Below are 18894 nucleotides of genomic sequence, written 5' to 3'. Positions count from 1 at the left end.
TCAATGCGCGGCAACGCTACATCCAGCGCCCGAGGAACTCGAGCACGCAGCCCCAGTAGCGCCCCGGGTCGGCAAAGACGGCACAGCAGTGGCCGGCGCCGGGAAAGACCTCCAGCTGGTGTCCGCCGCCCGCCGCGGAGAGCTCGCGGGCCATGTAGGCGGGCACTACGCGGTCGGCCTCGCCATGGATGATCAGGACCGGCACCCGCGTGCGCGCGAGCGCGTCCACCGGCCGCGCGAGCCGGAGGTCATAACCGCCCGGCTCCCTCATGAGCCTCCGGCGCGCCACGTCCACGAGCGGGTGCGCCGCGACCGGGGGCGTGCCGAGCGAGCCCGACTCCACGACGTTTTCCGCCGTGCGCCAGAAGTCCGTGTAGCCGGAGTCCGCCACGCAGGCGCGGACCTGGGGCGGCAGGTCCTTCTCGCCGCAGGCCATGAGGCACGAGGCGGCCCCCATCGAGATGCCGGCGAGCGCCACGCGCGCGCCCTCCCCCGCCCGGGCCACCACCCAGCGGCACCACGCCACGAGGTCGCGGCGGTCGAGCCAGCCGGCGCCCACCCACTCGCCTCCGGACTCGCCGTGCGCGCGCAGGTCCACGAAGAGCAGGTTGAACCCGGCCTCCGCGTAGCGGCGCGCATAGGTGAGGCCGGTGCGCCAGTTGTCGTGGTAGCCATGGACGAAGACGAGCCAGCGCGGCGAGTCCGGGCGGCACGCGAGGGCGTGCCCCACGAGCCGCGTGCCGTCGTCCGAGACGGCCTCCACGCGCTCGAAGCCCCGCGGCTGCGCCTGGAGCCAGCGCCACGTGCGGCTGGCCTCCTCGGCGCGGTCCCACTCGAGTACCTCGCCCTCATGGGCGCTCACGCCCGGGGACATCTCGCGCACGCGCGCGTCTCCCCCGCCGCCCAGGTATGGGCCCAGCTCCTCGTGGCCCGCATCGGGCTGATGGCCCAGGACGGCCGGCAGCAGCCTCGACACGAGCACCGAGGCGGCAAGGCCGCGCACCACGGACATGCCCCGACATCCCGCCATTGCGTCACCCTCCCGTCGCTTTCACGAGTCGCCGCACGGCCCCTGCGGACGACTGCATCCCAACTCGTAGAATCACAAGGTCGCACAACCTGACAAATCTGCGAGAAAACCGGCAATAATGTCGGGTTATGCGGCATCGGGATTCCGCCTACGCGCCCCTCAGCCCCTACAACGCGGCCAGCAGGGCCTCGCAGCCCTCCAGGACGTCACGATACGTGGCGTCAAAGTCCCCGGTGTACCAGGGGTCGGCCACGTCGCCGGGCCGCGAGGTCCAGTCGAGCAGGCGGCTCACCTTGCCGTCCGGGTCCCCGCCGAGAATGCGCGAGAGCCCCCGGGCGTTCTCCGCATCCATATATATGATGTGGTCCCAGCCGGCATACTCGTCGCGGGTCACGCGCCGGGCGCGGTGGCGACCCACGGGCACGCCCTCCGCGCGCAGCTTGGCCACCGTCCCGCGGTGCGGCGGGTTCCCCAGCTCCTCCGAGCTCGTCGCGGCGGAGTCAACGAGAAACTCGCCCTCTCGCCCGGCGCGCCGGACGAGCTCCTCCATCACGAACTGCGCCATCGTCGAGCGGCAGATGTTGCCGTGGCAGACGAAGAGTATGCGGGTCATGGCCCCTCCAGCCCCGTCACTTGAAGTGCTTGCCGCTCTTTGCCGAGGGCGGCTTCAGGCGCTGGCCGCCCGGGCCGGGAGTGATGGTGCGCCGCTCGCCCACCGCGATGGTGAACTGCTCGTGCCGGCGGCGCCTCCTGCCCGCCGCGGCCGAGACAAGCCCGATCACCACGAAGACCGCCACGACGACGCCCGCCACGATGCCCATGTGGACGGGGTCCGACGTCACCCACCAGAGGGCATAGTCCACGAGCGAGAGCTCCATCGCGCTCGCCGCGGAGACGCCCACCGTGCCGAGGGCGCGGCCGTCGAGCGAGATGGCGGCCTCCCCGAGGGCGTCCCCCTCCTCGATGGGCGCCTGGAACGCCCCCTCCCAGGAGGGCTCCACCGTGAGGTCCGCGATCGTCGTCCCGCGGGGGAACGTCGTGACGATCGCATCGTCCGAGCGCGCGTCGACCACGTCGCCGTCGGAGGAGAGCGTCACCTCGGCGGAGGCGACCACGTCCCCGACGGACACGACCTCGCCCGTCTCCCACGCGCCGAAGCCCCACGCGAGCAGCGAGCGCATGTCGTAGTAGTTGGGCGTCACGCCGTCGGCGTCCTCCTCGTCCGAGCCGCCGAGCACCACGCCCACGAGGTTCATGCCGTCCCTCTGCGCGGCTACGATGAGGCACTTGCCGGCGTCATAGGTAAATCCGGTCTTGCCCGCCACGATCTCGTCGCCCATGTAGACGGGGCTCTCGGGGTCGAGCAGTAGGTCCGTGGTCGTGATCGTGCGCGCGGGGTTGTCCCCCGTGGCGGGCATCTGCCACGTGGAGCTTCCCGCGATCTCCTGGAACGCGGGGTAGGCCAGCGCCGCCTCGAAGATGGTCACGAGGTCGCGCGCCGTGGTGTAGTGGTTCTCCTCGGCAAGGCCGCACGGGTCGGAGAAGTGCGTCGAGGTGCACCCCAGCTCGGCGGCGCGCTCGTTCATCATCCCCACGAAGGTCTGCCAGTCGCCGCCCACCGCGCGGGCGAGCACGTAGGCCGCGTCGTTGCCGGAGGGCAGGAGCAGCCCGGCCAAGAGGTCGCGCACCGTGAGCACGTCCCCGGCCTTGAGCCCCGCCGTCGTGCTCTCGACGGTCACGTGCTCGAAGTCGCCCTCCTCGACCGTCACCACGTCGTCGAGGCCCATGTTCTCGAGGACGAGAAGCGCGGTGAGGATCTTGGTGATCGAGGCCGGGGTGCGCTGCTCGTCCGCCCCCTGCTCAAAGAGCACGTAGCCCGTGTCGCGGTCCACGAGCAGGGCAACCGGGGACGAGAGCGCGGGCGGCTCGTCGGCGGCGTAGGCCGGCGCGTCGGCCGCCGGGGCCTCGGCCGCGGCCCCCGTCGACGGGGCCTCCGCGGACGTGGCCGCGGGCTCGGCGCCGTCCTGCGCCCAGGCGGCGCGCGGCACGCCCGCCACGCCGACGGCCAATGCGAACGCGAGCGCCAGCGCGGGCGCGAGCGTCCTTCTCGCCATGCGGTCCTCCCTCATGCGCCCCCCTATCCCACGAGCGCGAACCAGGCGATCACGGCCGCGCCGAGCACGATGCGATACCAGCCGAAGGGTTTGAAGTCGTGCCGGCGCACGAAGCCCATGAGGAAGCGGATAACCGCGATGGAGACCACGAAGGCCACGGCGCAGCCCACGCCGAGCACGGCCGCCTCCGTGCCGGAGAACATGTTGCCGGCGAGGAAGTACTTCACGAGGCGCAGCGCGCTCGCGCCGAACATCACCGGGATGGCGAGGTAGAACGTGAACTCCGCGACCGCGGTGCGCGAGCAGCCGAGCAGAAGGCCGCCGATGATCGTGGAGCCGGAGCGCGAGGTGCCAGGCACGATGGAGAGCACCTGGAAGAGGCCAATGCCCATGGCGGTCTTCCAGTCGATGTCGTCCACGGTCTGGACGCGAGCCTCGGCGTCCGCGAGGGCCGAGGCGCCGGCGCCTTCGGGGAGCTCCGGCGCGGCGAAGTGCCTGCCGGCGCGCGGGCCCTGCGCGGCGAGCTCGGCGGCGCGGCGCTCGCGCACGGTCTCGATCACGATGAACGCGACGCCGTAGACGATGAGCGCCGCGGCGATCACGAAGGGGCTCCCCAGGTTGGCCTCCATCCAGTCGTCGATGGGAATGCCGATGACGGCCGCCGGCAGGCAGGCCACGATCGTCTTGGCCCAGAGCCCCCAGGTGGCGCGGCGCTCGAGGGCGTCCTTCTTCCGGGAGAACGGGTTCAGCTTCCCAAAGAAGACCACACAGACCGCGAGGATGGCGCCCAGCTGGATGACCACGAGGAACATGTTCCAGAAGTCCTCCGAGACGTCCAGCGTGAGGAACTGGTTGAGCAGCAGCATGTGGCCGGTCGAGGAGATGGGCAGCCACTCGGTCACGCCCTCCACGAAGCCAAAGACCGCCGCCTTGACGAGCTCGATAAGATCCACGGTTTAACCTTCCCTCTGATTCGGACCGGCCCTATTTTCGCCCGCGGGCGCCCGGCGGGGCCGCGCAACGCGGCCGCCACCGAAAAACTACGCCGTTTGGCGAGAAGAACCGCGCGCTGGCAGAACATCGGGCATAAGAGAGGCAACCCGCAGCGAAGAGTCCGCGGAAGAGGAAAGGAGCCACCATGGCCGACACCGCAGCCCAAACCTATGAAGACCTCGGCTACGACAGGATCTTCGTCTCCCTGGACGGCTCCGACCAGCAGGACAAGGTGCTCGACCGCGCCATCCTGCTCGCGGCGAACGACAACGCGGAGCTCTACATCGGCCACGTCATCGACTCGACGGCCCTCGAGGCGGCCGGCACCTTCCCCGTGGACATCGTGCCCTCGCTCGAGAAGGAGTTCCGCGCCTCCATCGAGGCCAAGGTGCGCGCCGCCGAGGCCAACCCCAGCATCAAGAAGGTCGAGGTCATCGTCCGCTCCGGCAGGATCCGCGAGACGATCAAGGACGAGATGCTCGACGTCATCAACCCCGACCTCGTGATCTGTGGCGCGCGCGGCCTCTCCTCGATCAAGTACGCCATCCTCGGCTCCATCTCCACCTTCCTCACGCGCAACACCGAGTGCGACACCCTCGTCATCAAGTAGCCAGGCCCCTGACGCCGCGCCTCCCTCGCCCCGCAGGCCCCCGAACTGCGGGGCGAGCCATGTCGCGCCCAAATCCTGACAAACGCCCCGGTCACCTTTGTCAGGTCGTCTCTGTCAGGATGCGCGGGCCAAACCCTCAAGCAAGTGATGAAGGTTCGGTGATATGTGTCAGCGCACCGTAAAATAGGAGCGTTTTGTACTGTGAAGCCCGCCACGCGGGACCCTAGTGAGGGGGTTTTCTGCCCTTGTCGCCCGAGTCGCACACCCAACGCCACGCCCGCACCGCCCTCGTCGTCGGCGCGCTGACCGCCGCCCTCGTCGCCCCGCTCGCCACGTGGCCCGCCACCGCCCGCGCCGACGCGGCCACCGAGCTCCAGGGCGTCCAGCAGCAGATTCAGGAGGGCAACCAGGCCTACGAGGACGCCACGGCGCGCGTGGAGGAGCTCCAGGGCCAGATTGGCGACAACGAGGCCCGCATCGCGGAGCTCGAGGCCACGCTGCCCGCGCAGCAGGAGCGCGCCGAGCAGTCCCTGCGCTCCCTCTACAAGATGCAGCAGGGCTCCGGCAGCCTGATCGACCTGCTCCTCTCCGCCGACGACTTCTACGAGCTGCTCTCCACCATCCAGTACCTCGACGTCATCCAGTCGAGCAACAGCGAGGCGATCGCCGAGCTCGAGGCCTCCATGGAGGAGCTCGAGCAGGCGCGCTTCTCGCTCAACTCCCAGATGGAGGAGGCCGAGCAGGAGCAGCAGCGCGCCGAGGAGGCGCTCGAGCAGGCCAACGCCGCCCGCGCCGAGCTCGAGGCGCAGATCGCCGCGCAGGCCGCCGCCGAGGAGGCCGAGCGCCGCGCCGCGATCGAGGCCGCCCAGCGCGCCGCGGAGGAGGCCGCCGCCCGCGCCGCCGAGCAGGCGCAGGCCGAGGCAGAGGCTCAGCAGGAGCAGCAGGACGTGACCTTCACCACCGAGTCTGGGACCGAGGCGCCCGTCGAGGTGCCCTCCTCCCCCGACCCGGGCAACGTCGACTGGAGCAGCGACAAGCAGGCCTTCGTCGCCGAGTGGTCCGCCCGCATCGACGCCTATCTCGCGGGGTCCCCGCTCGCCGGCCAGGGCACCACGTTCGCCGAGGCCGCCTGGGAGTTCGGCGTGGACCCGCGCCTCTCCCCCGCCATCTCCATGATCGAGAGCACCCAGGGCCGCTACTGCTTCCTGCCCCACAACGCCTGGGGCTGGGGCAGCTCGAGCTGGGACAGCTGGGAGGAGGCCATCTGGGATCACGTGGAGGGCCTCGCCATCGGCTACGGCGGCCAGCTCACCTACGCCGGCGCCCAGAAGTACTGCCCGCCCAACGCCGACTTCTGGTACGCGGGCGTCCTCGCCAACATGGAGCGGATCTAGCGGTCCGCCGCAGCGACCCGCCCGTCCTTCTCGCCATACGCGGAGCGGCTCAGCATGCCCCCCGCGCACGGAACCCGCCCTTCGGGCCTGGAATCTGTGCGCGGGGGCATGCTCGTGACGGAGGGCACAGGCAACGCCGGTGGCGCTACGCCGTGAGGTACACCATCGCGATGATGAGGCCAAAGCCCACGATCTCCGCGGGCGAGAAGGACGTGCCCAGCCACGCGACCGTGGCCAGCGTCGCCGTGACCGGCTCGATGGTCCCGAGCAGGCTCGCGCGCATGGAGCCGGCGTCCTTCACGCCCTGCAGGTAGAGCGCATAGGCGCCAAAGGTCCCCACCACGACGCAGCCCACGAGCACCGCCACCGCGAGCGCGTCGAGCTGCGGCATGTGCTCCCAGGGCCGATACGCCACGGAGAGGATGACCCCGGAGGCGAGAAACGCGAGGCCGTTGACCGTGAAGTTGCCCCAGCGCGCCATCGGGCGCGCCGGCAGGATGGACAGGCACGCCGCCGCGGCGGCGCAGGCAAGCCCCCAGAAGAGCCCCTCGGGCGGCAGGCTCAGCGAGCCGGGGTTGCCGCCCGTGGCCACGAGATAGGTCCCCACGAGGGCGAGCGCCACGCCGAGCGCCTCGCGGCGGCGGGGGCGGCGGCGCGTGCTCGCGCACACGAACGCGAGCACGAGCACCATGCCCAGGCTCTGCATGATCGTGGCGGTGGCGGAGTTGGTCCAGTCGATGGCCTCGAGGTAGGCCACCTGCGAGAAGAGGATGGCCCCCAGGCTCACGCCCAGGATGGCGGCGAGGTCGCGCGGGTGGCGCCACACGCCCGCGAGCTGCTCGCGCCCGCGGGAGGTGGCGGCCGCGGCCGCGAGGAAGAGCCAGCACGCCGCGAGCTCGCGCACGCAGACGAGCCAGAGCGGGTCGATGGCGTAGGCGTCCATGAGCCACTTGGAGACGGTGCCGTTGAGGCCCCAGAAGGTCCCTCCCACGAGCGTCGCCACGATGCCCCGGCGCACGCGCCGGCGGCGCTCGAGGTCCCTCTCTGACAGCTGGTTCTTCTCGGCCACGCGCCCTCCCCTGCTCAAAACGGCCCGCGATAGCCTACCATCTTCCGGTCCCGCCCCGCGCATCAAATCCGGTCGTCTCGCGCCGGCGCCTTCCGGGCCCCGCCCCGGGGCAGAACCGTCGCCGGACCCCCGCAGGGCACCCGTGCGGGGCCCCGGCGACGCTCCCGCCGAGAAAAGCGTCGCCAGGCCCCCGCAGGATCGCCGCGCGGGGCCCTGGCGACGGTCTCCGCGGCACCCGCCGGGCGGCGTCCTGCGCTATGCTCAGCTGTGAGAAAGCGACAAGGGAGGAACCCATGAGCGAGAAGGACTTTCACGCCGCAGACCCCGCGCTCGGCGTCGGCACCCACCACGCGGGCTTCACCGTCACCGGCGTGGAGGCGCTGCCGGAGATCTCCGGCCAGGCCTACCTCATGCGCCACGACGCCACCGGCGCCCGCGCGCTCTGGCTCGCCTGCGCGGACGTGAACCGCGCCTTTGCCATCGGCTTCAGGACGCCGCCGGCGGACGACACGGGCGTCTTCCACATCATCGAGCACTCGGTGCTCTGCGGGTCGGAGCGCTACCCGGTGAAGGAGCCCTTCGTCAACCTGCTCAAGACGAGCATGCAGACCTTCCTCAACGCCATGACCTTCCCCGACAAGACGGTCTACCCCGTGGCCTCAACCAACGTGGCCGACCTCGAGAACCTCATGGGCGTCTACCTGGACGCGGTGCTGCACCCGGCCATCTACCGGCGTCCGCGCATCTTCGAGCAGGAGGGCTGGCACCTCGAGGCGGCAGACGACGGCACGCTCAGCTACAACGGCGTGGTCTTCAACGAGATGAAGGGCGCGCTCTCCGATCCCGACGATGCCCTCTACCAGGCCATCGGCCGCTCGCTCTTCCCCGACACGTGCTACGGGCGCGAGTCCGGCGGCAACCCGCGCGCCATCCCCTCGCTCACCTACGAGGCCTTCCTCGACGCCCACGCGCGCCACTACGCGCTGCCCAACAGCTACACGGTGCTCTACGGCGACCTCGACATAGACCGCGAGCTCGCCTTCATCGACGAGCGCTTCCGCGAGGCCGAGGGCCGGGGCGCCGGCGCGCCCAACCCACTCGAGCTCCAGCGCCCGGTGCACGCCGAGCGCACAACCCTCGAGATGGCGACCGCCCCCTCCAACTCCTCGGTCGGGCTCGCCTACGTCGTGGGCACCGCGGCGGAGCGCACGCGCGTGCTTGCCGCGGACATCCTGCTCGACGCGCTCTGCGGCTCCAACGAGGCGCCGCTCAAGCGGCGGGTGCTCGACGCCGGGCTCGCCGACGACTTCTCCGCCATCCTCGTGGACGGCGTGCTCCAGCCGCACGCCCTCCTCATCCTGCGGGGCCTGCGCGAGGGCGCGGGCGAGAGGTTCCGCGCGCTCGTGGAGGAGACGTGCGCCGAGCTCGCGGAGGGCGGCATCCCGCGCGACAAGCTCGAGGCCTCGCTCGCCCAGGCGGAGTTCAACCTGCGCGAGGGCGACTTCGGGGGCTACCCCGACGGCGTGGCCCTCTCCGTAGCCGCGCTCTCCGGCTGGCTCTACGACGACGGTCGCGCCCTCGACTACCTGCGCTACGAGGACGCGCTCGCCGAGCTCAAGCGCGGGCTCGACGAGGGCTACTTCGAGCGGCTCCTGCGCGAGCTCGTCTGCGAGAGCGCGCACTCCGCCGAGGTCGAGCTCGTCCCCGTGGAGGAGGGCGACGACGCGGAGGAGGCCGCGGAGCTCGCGCGCCTGCGCGCGCAGATGGGCGAGAAGGACCTGGAGGCCGTTCGCGCGGAGGTCGCGGCACTGCGCGCCGAGCAGGAGGCGCCGGACGCGCCCGAGGCGCTCGCCACGCTCCCGCAGCTCACGCCCGCCGACATCGAGCCGCCCGAGCCCGAGCCCGCCCCGCTCGAGGTGGAGGCGCCCCTGCCCTGCGTGGCCCACGAGCTGGACACCCACGGCATCGACTACGTCTATCACTACTTTGACCTGCGCCGCCTCCCCCTGGAGGAGCTCTCCTGGGCGGGCGTGCTCACCGACCTCCTGGGCCGGCTCGACACGGCGCGCCACACGGCCTCCGACCTCGACACCCTCGTGGAGACGAACCTCGGGAGCCTCGACTTCTTCTGCGAGACCGCCACGCGCGACGACGACCTCGCCTTTGCCGCCCCGCGCCTCGTGGTGGGCGCCTCGGCGCTCTCCGAGAAGGCGGGGGCGCTCGCCACGCTCCCCTCGGAGGTCTGGGGCGAGACGAGCTTCGAGGACCTCGGGCGCATCCGCGACATCCTCACGCAGCGCAAGGTGGCCCTCGAGCAGTACTTCGTGAGCTCGGGGCACGCCGCGGCGAGCCAGCGCGCCAACACGTACTTCTCGGCGGCCGCCGTGGCGTCGAGCCGGATGGGCGGGCTGGACTACTACCTCTTCCTGCGCGACCTCCTCGCCCGCTGGGACGAGCTCTCGCCCGAGCTGCCGGGGCGCCTCTCGGCGCTGGCGGCGCGCGTCTTCACCGCCGACGAGGTGACCGTGAGCTTCACGGGCCCGGCCGCCGACCGCGCGCGCTTCTGGGAGGCGGGCGGGACGCTCGGCCTCACGCGGGCGGGCGACGTGGCGCATGCCCTTGAGATTCCCGCCCCCGAGCCGAGAAACGAGGGCTTCGTCATCCCCTCGCCCGTGTGCTACGTGGCGCGGGTGGCCGGCCGCTCCGCCGCCGACGCCGGCACGCCGGGTCAGTGGGCCGTCGCCGCGCGCGCCCTCTCCTACGACTACCTCTGGAACGAGGTCCGCGTGAAGGGCGGCGCCTACGGCTGCGGGTTCAAGCGCTCGACGGAGGGCCTCACGCTCTTCTGGTCGTTCCGCGACCCGTCCGTGGACGCCACGCTCTCCCGCTACGACGCGGCGGCCGCGTGGCTCGCCGGCTGGGAGCCCACGCCCGAGGAGATGGACGGCTACGTGGTGGCCACCGTCGCCGCGCACGACGCCCCGGTGAAGCCGCGCCAGCTCGCGCGGCGCCAGGACGTGGCGCGCTTCGACGGCCGGCCGGCCGGCTGGCGCGACGAGGTGCGCGCGCAGGAGCTCTCCGCCACGGCCGAGGACATCCGCTCGCTTGCCGCCGCCCTCGCGGACGAGGGCGCGCCGCGCGGCGTGTGCGTCTTCGGCGGGCGCGAGGCCCTCGAGGCGAGCGGGCTCGACCTCCAGATCACCGAGCTCGTGAGCGAGTGACCCCCGTGCTGCGGAGGGACGGCCCCCTCGCCTCGCTCCTCGCGACCGCGGGCCTGCTCGCGCTCGCCACGCTCGTGGGCGCGGCGCTGCGCGCGGCGGGCCTCCAGGAGGCCGCGGTCGTGGTCGTCTACGTGCTCGCCGTCATCGGCGTGGCGCTCGCCACGCCGGGCGGGCCGTGGTGCCTCGTCGCCTCCGCGCTGGCCGTCCTCGCCTTCAACTTCTTCTTCGCCGCGCCCACGCTCTCCCTCGCGGCGCTCGACCCCGCCATGCCAGGGACCTTCGTCGTGATGTTCGCCGTGGCGCTCGTGGCGGGGCACCTCGCCGCGCGCCTGCGCCTCCAGGCGCGAGCGGCCGAGGCGGCCCGCGAGCGCACGCAGGCGCTGCTGGACCTCTCCCAGCGCCTCCAGGACTGCACCACGCAGGCGGACGTCATCGCCGCCATGGCCGCCACCGCCGCCGGGACGCTCGGCCGCTCGCTCGCCTGGTACCCGGCCGGTGGCGGGCGGGCGCTCGGCGAGCCCGCGTTCTTCTCGGCAGACGGCTCGTCGGTCGTGGAGGAGGGCACGGTCGCGCTGCGCGCGCTCGCGAACGGCGCCCCCGCCGGGTCCGGGACGCGGGCCTTTGGCTCGGCCGCCGGGCTCTACCGGCCCGTCGGCCCCGCGGGACGCCCGCACGGCGTGGCGGGGGTCATCCCCGCCGCCGGCCTCTCCGCGGAGGAGCGGGACCTCTGGGGCTCCGTCTGCGGGCTCGTGGCCCTTGCGCTCGACCGCGTGGACGCCCTCGAGCAGCGCGAGGAGGAGGCGGTGCGCGCCCGCGACCAGAAGACCCGCGCCGACCTGCTGCGCTCCATCTCGCACGACCTGCGCACGCCGCTCACCTCGATTGCGGGCACCGCGGACGTCCTTTTGGAGGCGGGAGACGCGCTCGACGGCGCGGCGCGCGGGCGCCTGCTCGCCGCGATCCGGGACGACGCCCGCTGGCTGCGCGGCACCGTGGAGAACCTCCTCACGGTCACGCGCCTCGAGGAGGGAGGGGTGAGCCCGCTCGCGGACGTGGAGCTCGTGGACGACCTCGTCGAGGAGGCCCTGCGGCACGCCGTGGCCGACCCCGCGCACCCCGTGCGCTTTGAGCCGCCGGCCGCCCCCCTGCTCGTGCGCGCCGACCCGTCGCTCGTGGTGCAGGCGCTCGTGAACCTGGTCAACAACGCCGTGGCGCACACGCCGGCCGGGTGCGCCGTCACGGTCTTCGCCGCGCGCTCGGGCGCGAGCGTCGAGCTCTGCGTGGCGGACGACGGACCGGGCATCCCGGATTCCGAGAAGGACCTCATCTTCGAGGCCTTCCACAGCGGGTCGGGCACGCTGCCCGACGGCACCCGCAGCGTGGGTCTTGGCCTCTCCGTCTGCCGCGCCGTTGCGCGGGCCCACGGGGGCGGCATCTGCGTCCGCGACCGCACGCCCCACGGCTCCGTCTTTGTCCTCTCCCTTCCCGCCGAGGAGGTTCCCGATGTCTGACGCCTCGCACGGACCCGCGCTCGTCCTCGTCGTGGAGGACGACCCCGCGATCGCAAACCTCGTCCGCACCGCGCTCGAGTCGCGCGGGGCCCAGGTGGCCGTGGCCGGGACGGCCGCGGAGGCCATCTCGCGCGCGGCCGAGCTCTCCCCCCGGGTCATCCTGCTTGACCTGGGCCTGCCGGACGCGGACGGTATCGAGGTCGTCCGGCGGGTGCGCACCTGGTCCCAGAGCCTCCCGATCATCGTGGTCTCCGCGCGCGCGGAGGACGCCGACAAGATCGGCGCGCTCGACGCCGGCGCGGACGACTACCTCGTGAAGCCCTTCTCGGTGGGGGAGCTTCTCGCCCGCGTGCGGGTGGCGCTGCGCCGCGCGAGCCACGGGCCCGGAGCGCCCGGGTCGTCCACCTTCGAGGACGGCGCGCTCGTGATCGACTACGCGGCCGGGATCGCCCGCGTGCTCGGGGAGGAGCTTCGCCTCACGCCCATGGAATACCGGCTGCTCGTCCTGCTCTCCCAAAACGCCGACAAGGTCCTCACCCACCAGTACCTGCTCGAGCGCGCCTGGGGCGAGGGGCAGGTGGGGGACCTCGCGTCGCTTCGCGTGCTCATGGCGTCCCTGCGCAAGAAGCTCGCCCGCGCCGGGGCGGACGGCCTCATCCAGACCCACGTGGGCGTGGGCTACCGCCTGCTCCGGCAGGCCTGACAAAGGCGACCTGACAAAGGTGACCGGGTCAACTGTCATGAACCCTTCATGACAGTTGACCCGGTCGCCCCTGTCAGGCCGCCCACCTGCGGCGTTAATGCGGTCTTTATACCATTTCACCCCTTCTTAACAGGGTCTTTATGCCCATAGCGTGACATTTTGACCACATGCCCGCCCGTCGCGGACGGCCGGCTCGCGCTGACCTACCCTAGCCGCGTACGACAGCAGCGAGTAGGGAGGGCGCGATGATGGCCACCGGTCAGACGCAGCCCGTCGCCGTGCAGAGGCTCACGGCGGACAGGGTCTTCTCGGCGCTGGGGACCTCTGCGGCGGGGCTCACGCAGGCCGACGCCGAGGCCCGTCAGGCAAAACAGGGCAAGAACCTCATCCAGACCGAGAGGAAGAAGTCCCCGGTCCTGGCATTTCTCTCCAACTTCACCCACCTCATGGCGTGCCTGCTGTGGGCGGCCGGGATCATCGCCTTCGTGGCGGGGCTGCCGGAGCTGGGCGTGGCGGTGTGGATGGTGAACCTCATCAACGGGTGCTTCAGCTTCTGGCAGGAGTACCGCGCCGGAAAGGCGACGGACGCCCTCAAGAAGATGCTCCCCTCCTACGCCACCGTCATCCGCGACGGCCAGGAGCAGAAGATCTTGGCCGAGAACCTCGTGCCCGGCGACGTGATGGTGCTCGCGGAGGGCGACAAGATCTCCGCCGACGCCCGCGTGGTGCGCGCGAGCGACCTGCAGGTCAACCAGTCCACGCTCACCGGCGAGTCCAACCCCGTGCGCAAGACGGCGGACGCCGTGCTCGAGGAGGACCTCACGCAGGCGGAGACGCCCAACCTCGTGTTCGCGGGGACCTCGGTCTCGGAGGGCAACGGGCGCGTCGTGGTCACGCGCATCGGAATGGACACGGAGTTCGGCAAGATAGCGCACCTCACGCAGAACATGGAGGAGGCCGAGAGCCCGCTGCAGCTGCAGCTCAACCGCACGACCAAGCAGATCACGGTCTTCGCGGCCTGCATGGGCGTGGGCTTCTTCGCCCTTGACCAGCTCTTCGTGGGGAGCGAGTTCGCAGCGGCCTTCATCTTCTCCCTCGGCATGGTCGTGGCCTTCATCCCCGAGGGGCTCCTGCCCACGGTGACGCTCTCGCTCGCCATGGCCGTCCAGCGCATGAGCAAGAGAAACGCCCTCGTGAAGAAGCTCAACTCCGTGGAGACGCTCGGGTCGTGCTCGGTCATCTGCACGGACAAGACGGGCACGCTCACGCAGAACGAGATGACGGTGAACCACCTCTGGACCGTGACGGCCGAGTACGAGGTCACGGGCGTGGGCTACGGGCCCGAGGGCGAGGTGCGCGTGGCGGGCCACCGCATGCAGGCCGCCTATGACGACGACCTGCGCCTGCTCGTAGCCGGCGGGGCGCTCTGCTCCAACGCGCGCCTGCTCCCGCCCGAGGAGGAGGGCGGGCGCTACACCGTGCTCGGGGACCCCACCGAGGCCTGCCTGCTCGTGGCCGCCCAGAAGGCGGGCGTGGACCCCGCCGAGCAGGAGCGGGCGTGGCCGCGCGTGCGCGAGCTGCCCTTCGAGAGCCGCCGCAAGCGCATGACGACGGTGCACCAGCTGCCGGAGGAGCTCGACGGCGCGCGTCGCGTGGCCTTCGTCAAGGGCGCCCCGAACGAGATCTTGCGCCTCTCGACCCGCTGCCGTGCCTACGAGCAGACCGTCCCCATGACCGACGAGCTGCGCGAGAAGATCGCGGCGGCCAACGACTCCTACGCCGCCGACGGCCTGCGCGTCCTTGCCGTGGCCTACCGCCCGCTGCGCGCCGAGGACGAGACGCTGCCGCGCTCCGTGAGCGCCTACGAGCCGGACAACGTCGAGCGCGACCTCGTCTTCGTGGGGCTCGCGGTCATGCAGGACCCGCCGCGCCCCGAGGTCGCCGACGCCGTGGAGCAGTGCCGGCGCGCCGGCATCCGCGTCATCATGATCACCGGCGACTACGGCCTCACCGCCGTCTCCATCGCGCGCAAGATCGGCATCGTGCGCGGCGAGCGCCCGCGGGTCCTCTCGGGCGTGGAGCTCGAGCGCATCAGCGACGACGAGCTCAAGGAGGCCCTCTCCGGCGAGGTGGTCTTCGCCCGCATGGCGCCCGAGCAGAAGCTGCGCGTGGTCGAGAACCTCCAGCAGATGGGGGAGATCGTGGCCGTCACGGGAGACGGCGTGAACGACTCCCCCGCCCTCAAGAAGGCCGACATCGGCGTGGCCATGGGCGTCACGGGCACCGACGTGGCCAAGGAGGCCGCCGACATGGTCCTCACCGACGACAACTTCGCCTCGATCGTCCACGCCATCGAGGAGGGCCGCGCGGTCTACGCCAACATCCGCAAGTTCATGCTCTACATCCTGAACTCCAACATGCCCGAGGCCGTGCCCTCGGCCGTCTACCTGCTCTCCGGGGGCGCGGTGCCGCTGCCGCTCACCACGATGCAGATCCTCACCATCGACCTCGGCACAGACATGCTGCCGGCCCTGGGCCTGGGGTGCGAGGCGCCGGAGGCAGACGTCATGGACCGCCCGCCGCGCGACCCCAAGGAGCCCCTGCTCACAGGCAAGCTCATGCGCAAGGCCTTCCTCTGGTACGGGCTCATGGGCGGCGTGGTCTCCATGGCGGCCTACCTCTTCGCGCAGCTGGAGGCCGGGTGGGTCCCGGGACTCGAGATGTTCGGCGTGGCCGCCGACCTCGACCCCGTCTACGTGCGCGCCACGACCATGTGCCTCGCGGCGATCGTGTTCGCCCAGATCGGCCAGGTCCTGAACTGCCGCACCGAGACCGCCTCGGTCTTCTCGCGAGGGCTCTTCTCCAACCGCCACATCAACGTCGGCATCGTCTTCGAGGTCTGCCTTATCGTGTTCATAACGCTCTTCCCGCCCTTCCAGGCGGTGTTCCACACGAGCCCGCTCGGGGTCTGGGACTACGCGTTCCTCTGCTGCCTGCCGCCGATCGTGCTCGCGGTCGAGGAGGCTCGGAAGGCCCTGTTCCGTCACGTCAAGCGGCGCCGCGAGGGCGCCGAGGGGAGGTAGTGCCATGAACGTCATCGTAGTGGGCGCGGGCCACATGGGACGCGGGCTCGCGGAGCGCCTGAGCCGCCAGGGGCACGACGTCACCGTCATAGACCGCGACGCCGAGGAGCTCGACGAGCTCGACGAGGGCTTTGCCGGCAGGCGCGTGGTCGGCGTGGGGTTTGACCGGGAGGTCCTCGCCGAGGCGGGGGTGGAGCGCGCGAGCGCCGTCATCGCCTGCACCTCCTCCGACGAGGCCAACATCGTCATCGCGCGCATCGCCCGCGGGACCTACCGCGTGCCGCGCGTGATCGCCCGGCTCTACGACATCAGCAAGGCCGAGACGTATCGCCGCCTGGGCATCCAGACCATCTCCACCACCGACTGGGGCATCCGCCACGCCTGCGAGCTCATCACCTACCAGGAGATGGACACGGTGCTGGAGATCGGGTCGGGGGACGTCCAGCTCGTGCGCAGCGACGTCCCGGCCCTTCTCGAGGGGCGTCCCGTGCGCGAGGTCACGGCCATCGGCGAGGTCGAGGTCGTGGCGGTCTCGCGCAACAACGAGACCTTCATCCCCACCCTGGGGACCGTCCTGGAGCACGGGGACGTCATCTACGCGGCCGTGGCGTCGAGCGCCTCGGCGAAGTTCCGCTACATGCTCGGCACGAGCGCGTAAGGAGGGGCCATGGACATCATCATCGTTGGCGGCGGGAAGACCGGCACCCATCTCGCGGCGCTGCTCACCGAGGACGGCTACCGCATCCGCGTCATCGAGTCCCGCAAGGGGCTCGTGCCCCGCCTGCGCGACCAGTTCGGCGAGCACGACGTCATCCTCGGTAACGGCGCCGACCCGCTCACCCTCGAGCGCGCCGGCATCCTCCACGCGGACGTCGTGGTGGCGGCGACGGGCTCCGACGAGGTCAACCTCGTGGTCTCCACCCTCGCCAAGATGGAGTACAACGTGAGCCGCGTGGTGGCGCGCGTGAACGACCCGGCCAACGCCTGGATGTTCAACGAGTCCATGGGCGTCGATGTGGGCATCAACCAGGCGGACATCCTCGCGCGCTCCGTGCAGGAGGGGCTCGACCTGAGAGACGTCTTCACGATTCTGCGCCTTGGCAAGGACGGCCACGCCGTCGTGCGCGTGGAGGTGCGGCCCGGCTCGCGCGTCGTGGGCGAGGCGCTGCGCGACGTCGAGCTGCCCGGCCAGACCATCCTCGTGGCCATCGACCGCGAGGGCGACATCATCGTCCCCAAGGGGGACACCCGCTTCGCCGCGGGCGACAAGATCATCGCCTTCACCAACGCCGAGGGCCGCTCGCGCCTCCATCGCGCCTTCGCCTAGGCAGGGGTGCCGGGAGGGGCAGCCCCCTCATCAGCCCCGCCCCAACCTTGCGAAAGCGTAAGGCGCGAGCGACCTTGCGCGATGGCGCCCCGTCGGCCGGCGCCGGACAATGGTCCCAACAAGCCGGGGAAAGGGGTCCATGATGGTCCAGCAGCTCTACGTCCTTCTCGCCACGCTCGCCACCCTGCTCGTGCTGGGGCCCATCGCGCTCTGGCCCATCATCCAGGAGCGCCTGGACGGAGCCAAGTAGCGGGGCCCAGGTCGCATAACCCGACATTCTTGGCTGAATCTCGCCGAATTTGTCGGGTTATGCGACCCTGGCGGCACGGTCCTCTAGACGAGCAGGTCCTCCAGCCGCAGCTTGGGTACGCAGTGGGTGCCGTCGGGCTCGCGCCAGTAGGAGAGGCCGTGCTCGGTGTCGGGCCCCTCGAGCGAGACGTGCTCGCCGCGGCCGCCCACCGCGAGCACGAGGGCGGGCACGAGGCCGTCCGGCAGGGAGAGCTCCTCGGCGAGGCCCGCGTCGAAGCTGCGGATCATGCAGCAGCCAAGGCCCCGCGCACAGGCGGCGAGCGCCATCGTCTGGGCGGCGATGCCGACGTCGATGAGGCGGACGGGGTTGTCCGCGAGCTGGGTGGGCAGGCAGACGACCACGTAGCCGTGCGGACGCTCCCCCGGGGCGGGCCCGTCCCAGTCCCGGTAGAGCGCCGCCCAGCGCAGGTGGCCGAAGACCGCGTCGCAGGCCTCGCGCTCCCCCACCACGCGGAAGCGCAGCACCTGCATGTTGTTGCCGCACGGGGCGAGCCGCGCCGCGTCGACGAGCCCCTCGAGCACCATCCGCCCCACCCGCCGGTCGCTGAAGCGCCGGTAGGTCCGCGACGCCGCCACGAGGTCCCTGAACTCCATCCCGTTCATCGCACCCTCCCCTCTGCAAATTGGGGACAGTCCCCAATTTGCAGAAAACATTTATGTGAATTGGGGACTGTCCCCAATTTGCAGAACGCGCCCCTCCTCAGATGAGGCCCAGGCGGACGCAGGCGTTCCAGATGCCGTCCGCGTCCACGTGGTCGGTCACGTACGTCGCCGCGGCCCTGGCCTCGGGGTTGCCGTTGCCCATGGCCACGGACGTCCCCACGACGCGGAACATGTCCACGTCGTTGCCGCCGTCGCCAAAGGCCACGCACTCCTCGGGCGCGAGCCCCAGCTCCTCCATCACGATCCTCACGCCCGCGTCCTTGCCGCCGGAGTCCGGCATGATATCCGCAAAGACGTCCGACCAGCGCGTGGCCTTGCAGTGGCGCGCCTGGTCGAGAAGGACGCGCTCCTCGCCGGGGCCGACGAAGAGGTTCAGCTGGTAGACGTCGTTCCTGAGCGCCTGCTCGACGTCGCCCGCCTCGTAGTGGTTGTGCGTGAGCTCGGTCATCTCCCGCAGGCGGTCGTCCTCGGCGTGCGCGTACATGCGGCCGCGCTCCATGAAGAGGCAGTTGTAGAGGCCGGCCTGCGTCTGGCGCACCGCCGTCGCCACGTCGCGCGGGTCGAGCGGGTTGGAGTGCACCGTGCGCCCGCCCACCTCGACGAGCTGCCCGTTGAAGGTCACGAACGCCCTGAAGTCGGCGAGGTCGACCTTGTCGAGCAGGTAGTGCGTGCGCCCCGTGGCCAGGATCGGCATGACGCCGGCCTCCGCGAGCCGACGGATCGCCTCGCGCGTGGAGGCGGGCTCGGCGTCCCGCGAGAGGCTGAGCATCGTGCCGTCCACGTCGAAGAAGGCGGCGCGAATCGGCGCCGGCGTGGCCCAGGAGCCGGGCGCGGCGGGCACGGGGCCCGGGCCCTTCTCGCCCACGC

General features: G+C 71.5%; 15 protein-coding genes. 8 read left to right on the top strand and 7 right to left on the bottom strand.

The window, feature by feature from the left end:
* Nucleotides 1-16: 16 nt before the first annotated feature.
* The 4 genes from H6A23_RS02285 to H6A23_RS02270 form a co-directional block, all read right to left on the bottom strand.
* Complete coding sequence (locus H6A23_RS02285) at nt 17-1030, bottom strand: alpha/beta hydrolase (protein WP_204830583.1); 1014 nt, start codon at nt 1028-1030, stop codon at nt 17-19.
* Between the two features lie 166 nt (nt 1031-1196).
* Complete coding sequence (locus H6A23_RS02280; RefSeq protein WP_204830582.1) at nt 1197-1643, bottom strand: low molecular weight protein-tyrosine-phosphatase; 447 nt, start codon at nt 1641-1643, stop codon at nt 1197-1199.
* A 16-nt stretch (nt 1644-1659) separates the two neighbouring features.
* Entirely contained in the window at nt 1660-3159 is a 1500-nt protein-coding gene (locus H6A23_RS02275) for a D-alanyl-D-alanine carboxypeptidase family protein (RefSeq protein ID WP_204830581.1), read from the bottom strand.
* Between the two features lie 8 nt (nt 3160-3167).
* Nucleotides 3168-4097, bottom strand: a complete 930-nt coding sequence (locus H6A23_RS02270; protein WP_204830580.1) for an undecaprenyl-diphosphate phosphatase — start codon at nt 4095-4097, stop codon at nt 3168-3170.
* Nucleotides 4098-4282: 185 nt separating this feature from the next.
* Between H6A23_RS02270 and H6A23_RS02265 the strand changes: the two genes are divergently transcribed.
* Nucleotides 4283-4747 (top strand): universal stress protein, encoded by a 465-nt coding sequence (locus H6A23_RS02265; protein ID WP_204830579.1) that lies wholly within the window; start codon nt 4283-4285, stop codon nt 4745-4747.
* A 245-nt stretch (nt 4748-4992) separates the two neighbouring features.
* Entirely contained in the window at nt 4993-6141 is a 1149-nt protein-coding gene (locus H6A23_RS02260) for a coiled-coil domain-containing protein (protein ID WP_286165750.1), read from the top strand.
* A gap of 145 nt (nt 6142-6286) precedes the next feature.
* Here the strand turns inward: H6A23_RS02260 and H6A23_RS02255 are convergent, their stop codons facing one another.
* A complete protein-coding gene (locus H6A23_RS02255) occupies nt 6287-7210 on the bottom strand; it encodes a DMT family transporter (protein WP_353652995.1) in 924 nt (307 codons plus the stop codon).
* A gap of 293 nt (nt 7211-7503) precedes the next feature.
* Here H6A23_RS02255 and H6A23_RS02250 point away from each other — a divergent pair, with 293 nt between their 5' ends.
* The 6 genes from H6A23_RS02250 to H6A23_RS02225 all read left to right on the top strand — a co-directional run bounded on the left by H6A23_RS02250 (nt 7504) and on the right by H6A23_RS02225 (nt 17055).
* Entirely contained in the window at nt 7504-10431 is a 2928-nt protein-coding gene (locus H6A23_RS02250; RefSeq protein WP_204830577.1) for an insulinase family protein, read from the top strand.
* A gap of 5 nt (nt 10432-10436) precedes the next feature.
* On the top strand, nt 10437-11942 hold the full coding sequence (locus tag H6A23_RS02245; protein ID WP_204830576.1) for a sensor histidine kinase: 1506 nt from the start codon (nt 10437-10439) through the stop codon (nt 11940-11942).
* Nucleotides 11935-12645 (top strand): response regulator transcription factor, encoded by a 711-nt coding sequence (locus tag H6A23_RS02240; RefSeq protein ID WP_204830575.1) that lies wholly within the window; start codon nt 11935-11937, stop codon nt 12643-12645. The genes H6A23_RS02245 and H6A23_RS02240 overlap by 8 nt, the downstream gene beginning before the upstream one ends.
* A 245-nt stretch (nt 12646-12890) precedes the next feature.
* The gene (locus H6A23_RS02235) at nt 12891-15728 is read left to right on the top strand and encodes a cation-translocating P-type ATPase (RefSeq protein WP_204830574.1); all 2838 of its coding nucleotides are present in this window, start codon (nt 12891-12893) and stop codon (nt 15726-15728) included.
* Between the two features lie 4 nt (nt 15729-15732).
* Entirely contained in the window at nt 15733-16386 is a 654-nt protein-coding gene (locus tag H6A23_RS02230; RefSeq protein WP_204830573.1) for a potassium channel family protein, read from the top strand.
* Nucleotides 16387-16395: 9 nt separating this feature from the next.
* On the top strand, nt 16396-17055 hold the full coding sequence (locus H6A23_RS02225; protein ID WP_204830572.1) for a potassium channel family protein: 660 nt from the start codon (nt 16396-16398) through the stop codon (nt 17053-17055).
* A gap of 333 nt (nt 17056-17388) precedes the next feature.
* On the opposite strand, the gene H6A23_RS02220 is transcribed toward H6A23_RS02225, so the two are convergent.
* Nucleotides 17389-17967, bottom strand: a complete 579-nt coding sequence (locus H6A23_RS02220) for a nitroreductase family protein (protein WP_204830571.1) — start codon at nt 17965-17967, stop codon at nt 17389-17391.
* Between the two features lie 97 nt (nt 17968-18064).
* Nucleotides 18065-18892 carry a Cof-type HAD-IIB family hydrolase gene (locus H6A23_RS02215; RefSeq protein WP_353652994.1) on the bottom strand — a complete coding sequence of 276 codons (828 nt, stop codon included), beginning with the start codon at nt 18890-18892 and terminating at the stop codon, nt 18065-18067.
* Nucleotides 18893-18894 lie beyond the last annotated feature (2 nt).

This window comes from Olsenella uli (assembly GCF_016900775.1).
GTDB classification, from domain to species: Bacteria; Actinomycetota; Coriobacteriia; order Coriobacteriales; family Atopobiaceae; genus Thermophilibacter; species Thermophilibacter uli_A.
Note: the sequence above shows the minus strand (reverse complement) of the source record. Positions and strands in the feature narration are given on the sequence as shown.

What these genes read in the sequence shown, in the direction of transcription:
- H6A23_RS02265 (WP_204830579.1), top strand. Translation starts at nt 4,283, where the DNA reads ATGGCCGACACCGCAGCCCAAACCTATGAAGACCTCGGCTACGACAGG.
- H6A23_RS02220 (WP_204830571.1), bottom strand. Translation starts at nt 17,967, where the DNA reads ATGAACGGGATGGAGTTCAGGGACCTCGTGGCGGCGTCGCGGACCTAC.
- H6A23_RS02230 (WP_204830573.1), top strand. Translation starts at nt 15,733, where the DNA reads ATGAACGTCATCGTAGTGGGCGCGGGCCACATGGGACGCGGGCTCGCG.
- H6A23_RS02280 (WP_204830582.1), bottom strand. Translation starts at nt 1,643, where the DNA reads ATGACCCGCATACTCTTCGTCTGCCACGGCAACATCTGCCGCTCGACG.
- H6A23_RS02250 (WP_204830577.1), top strand. Translation starts at nt 7,504, where the DNA reads ATGAGCGAGAAGGACTTTCACGCCGCAGACCCCGCGCTCGGCGTCGGC.
- H6A23_RS02240 (WP_204830575.1), top strand. Translation starts at nt 11,935, where the DNA reads ATGTCTGACGCCTCGCACGGACCCGCGCTCGTCCTCGTCGTGGAGGAC.
- H6A23_RS02275 (WP_204830581.1), bottom strand. Translation starts at nt 3,159, where the DNA reads ATGAGGGAGGACCGCATGGCGAGAAGGACGCTCGCGCCCGCGCTGGCG.
- H6A23_RS02235 (WP_204830574.1), top strand. Translation starts at nt 12,891, where the DNA reads ATGATGGCCACCGGTCAGACGCAGCCCGTCGCCGTGCAGAGGCTCACG.
- H6A23_RS02285 (WP_204830583.1), bottom strand. Translation starts at nt 1,030, where the DNA reads ATGGCGGGATGTCGGGGCATGTCCGTGGTGCGCGGCCTTGCCGCCTCG.
- H6A23_RS02225 (WP_204830572.1), top strand. Translation starts at nt 16,396, where the DNA reads ATGGACATCATCATCGTTGGCGGCGGGAAGACCGGCACCCATCTCGCG.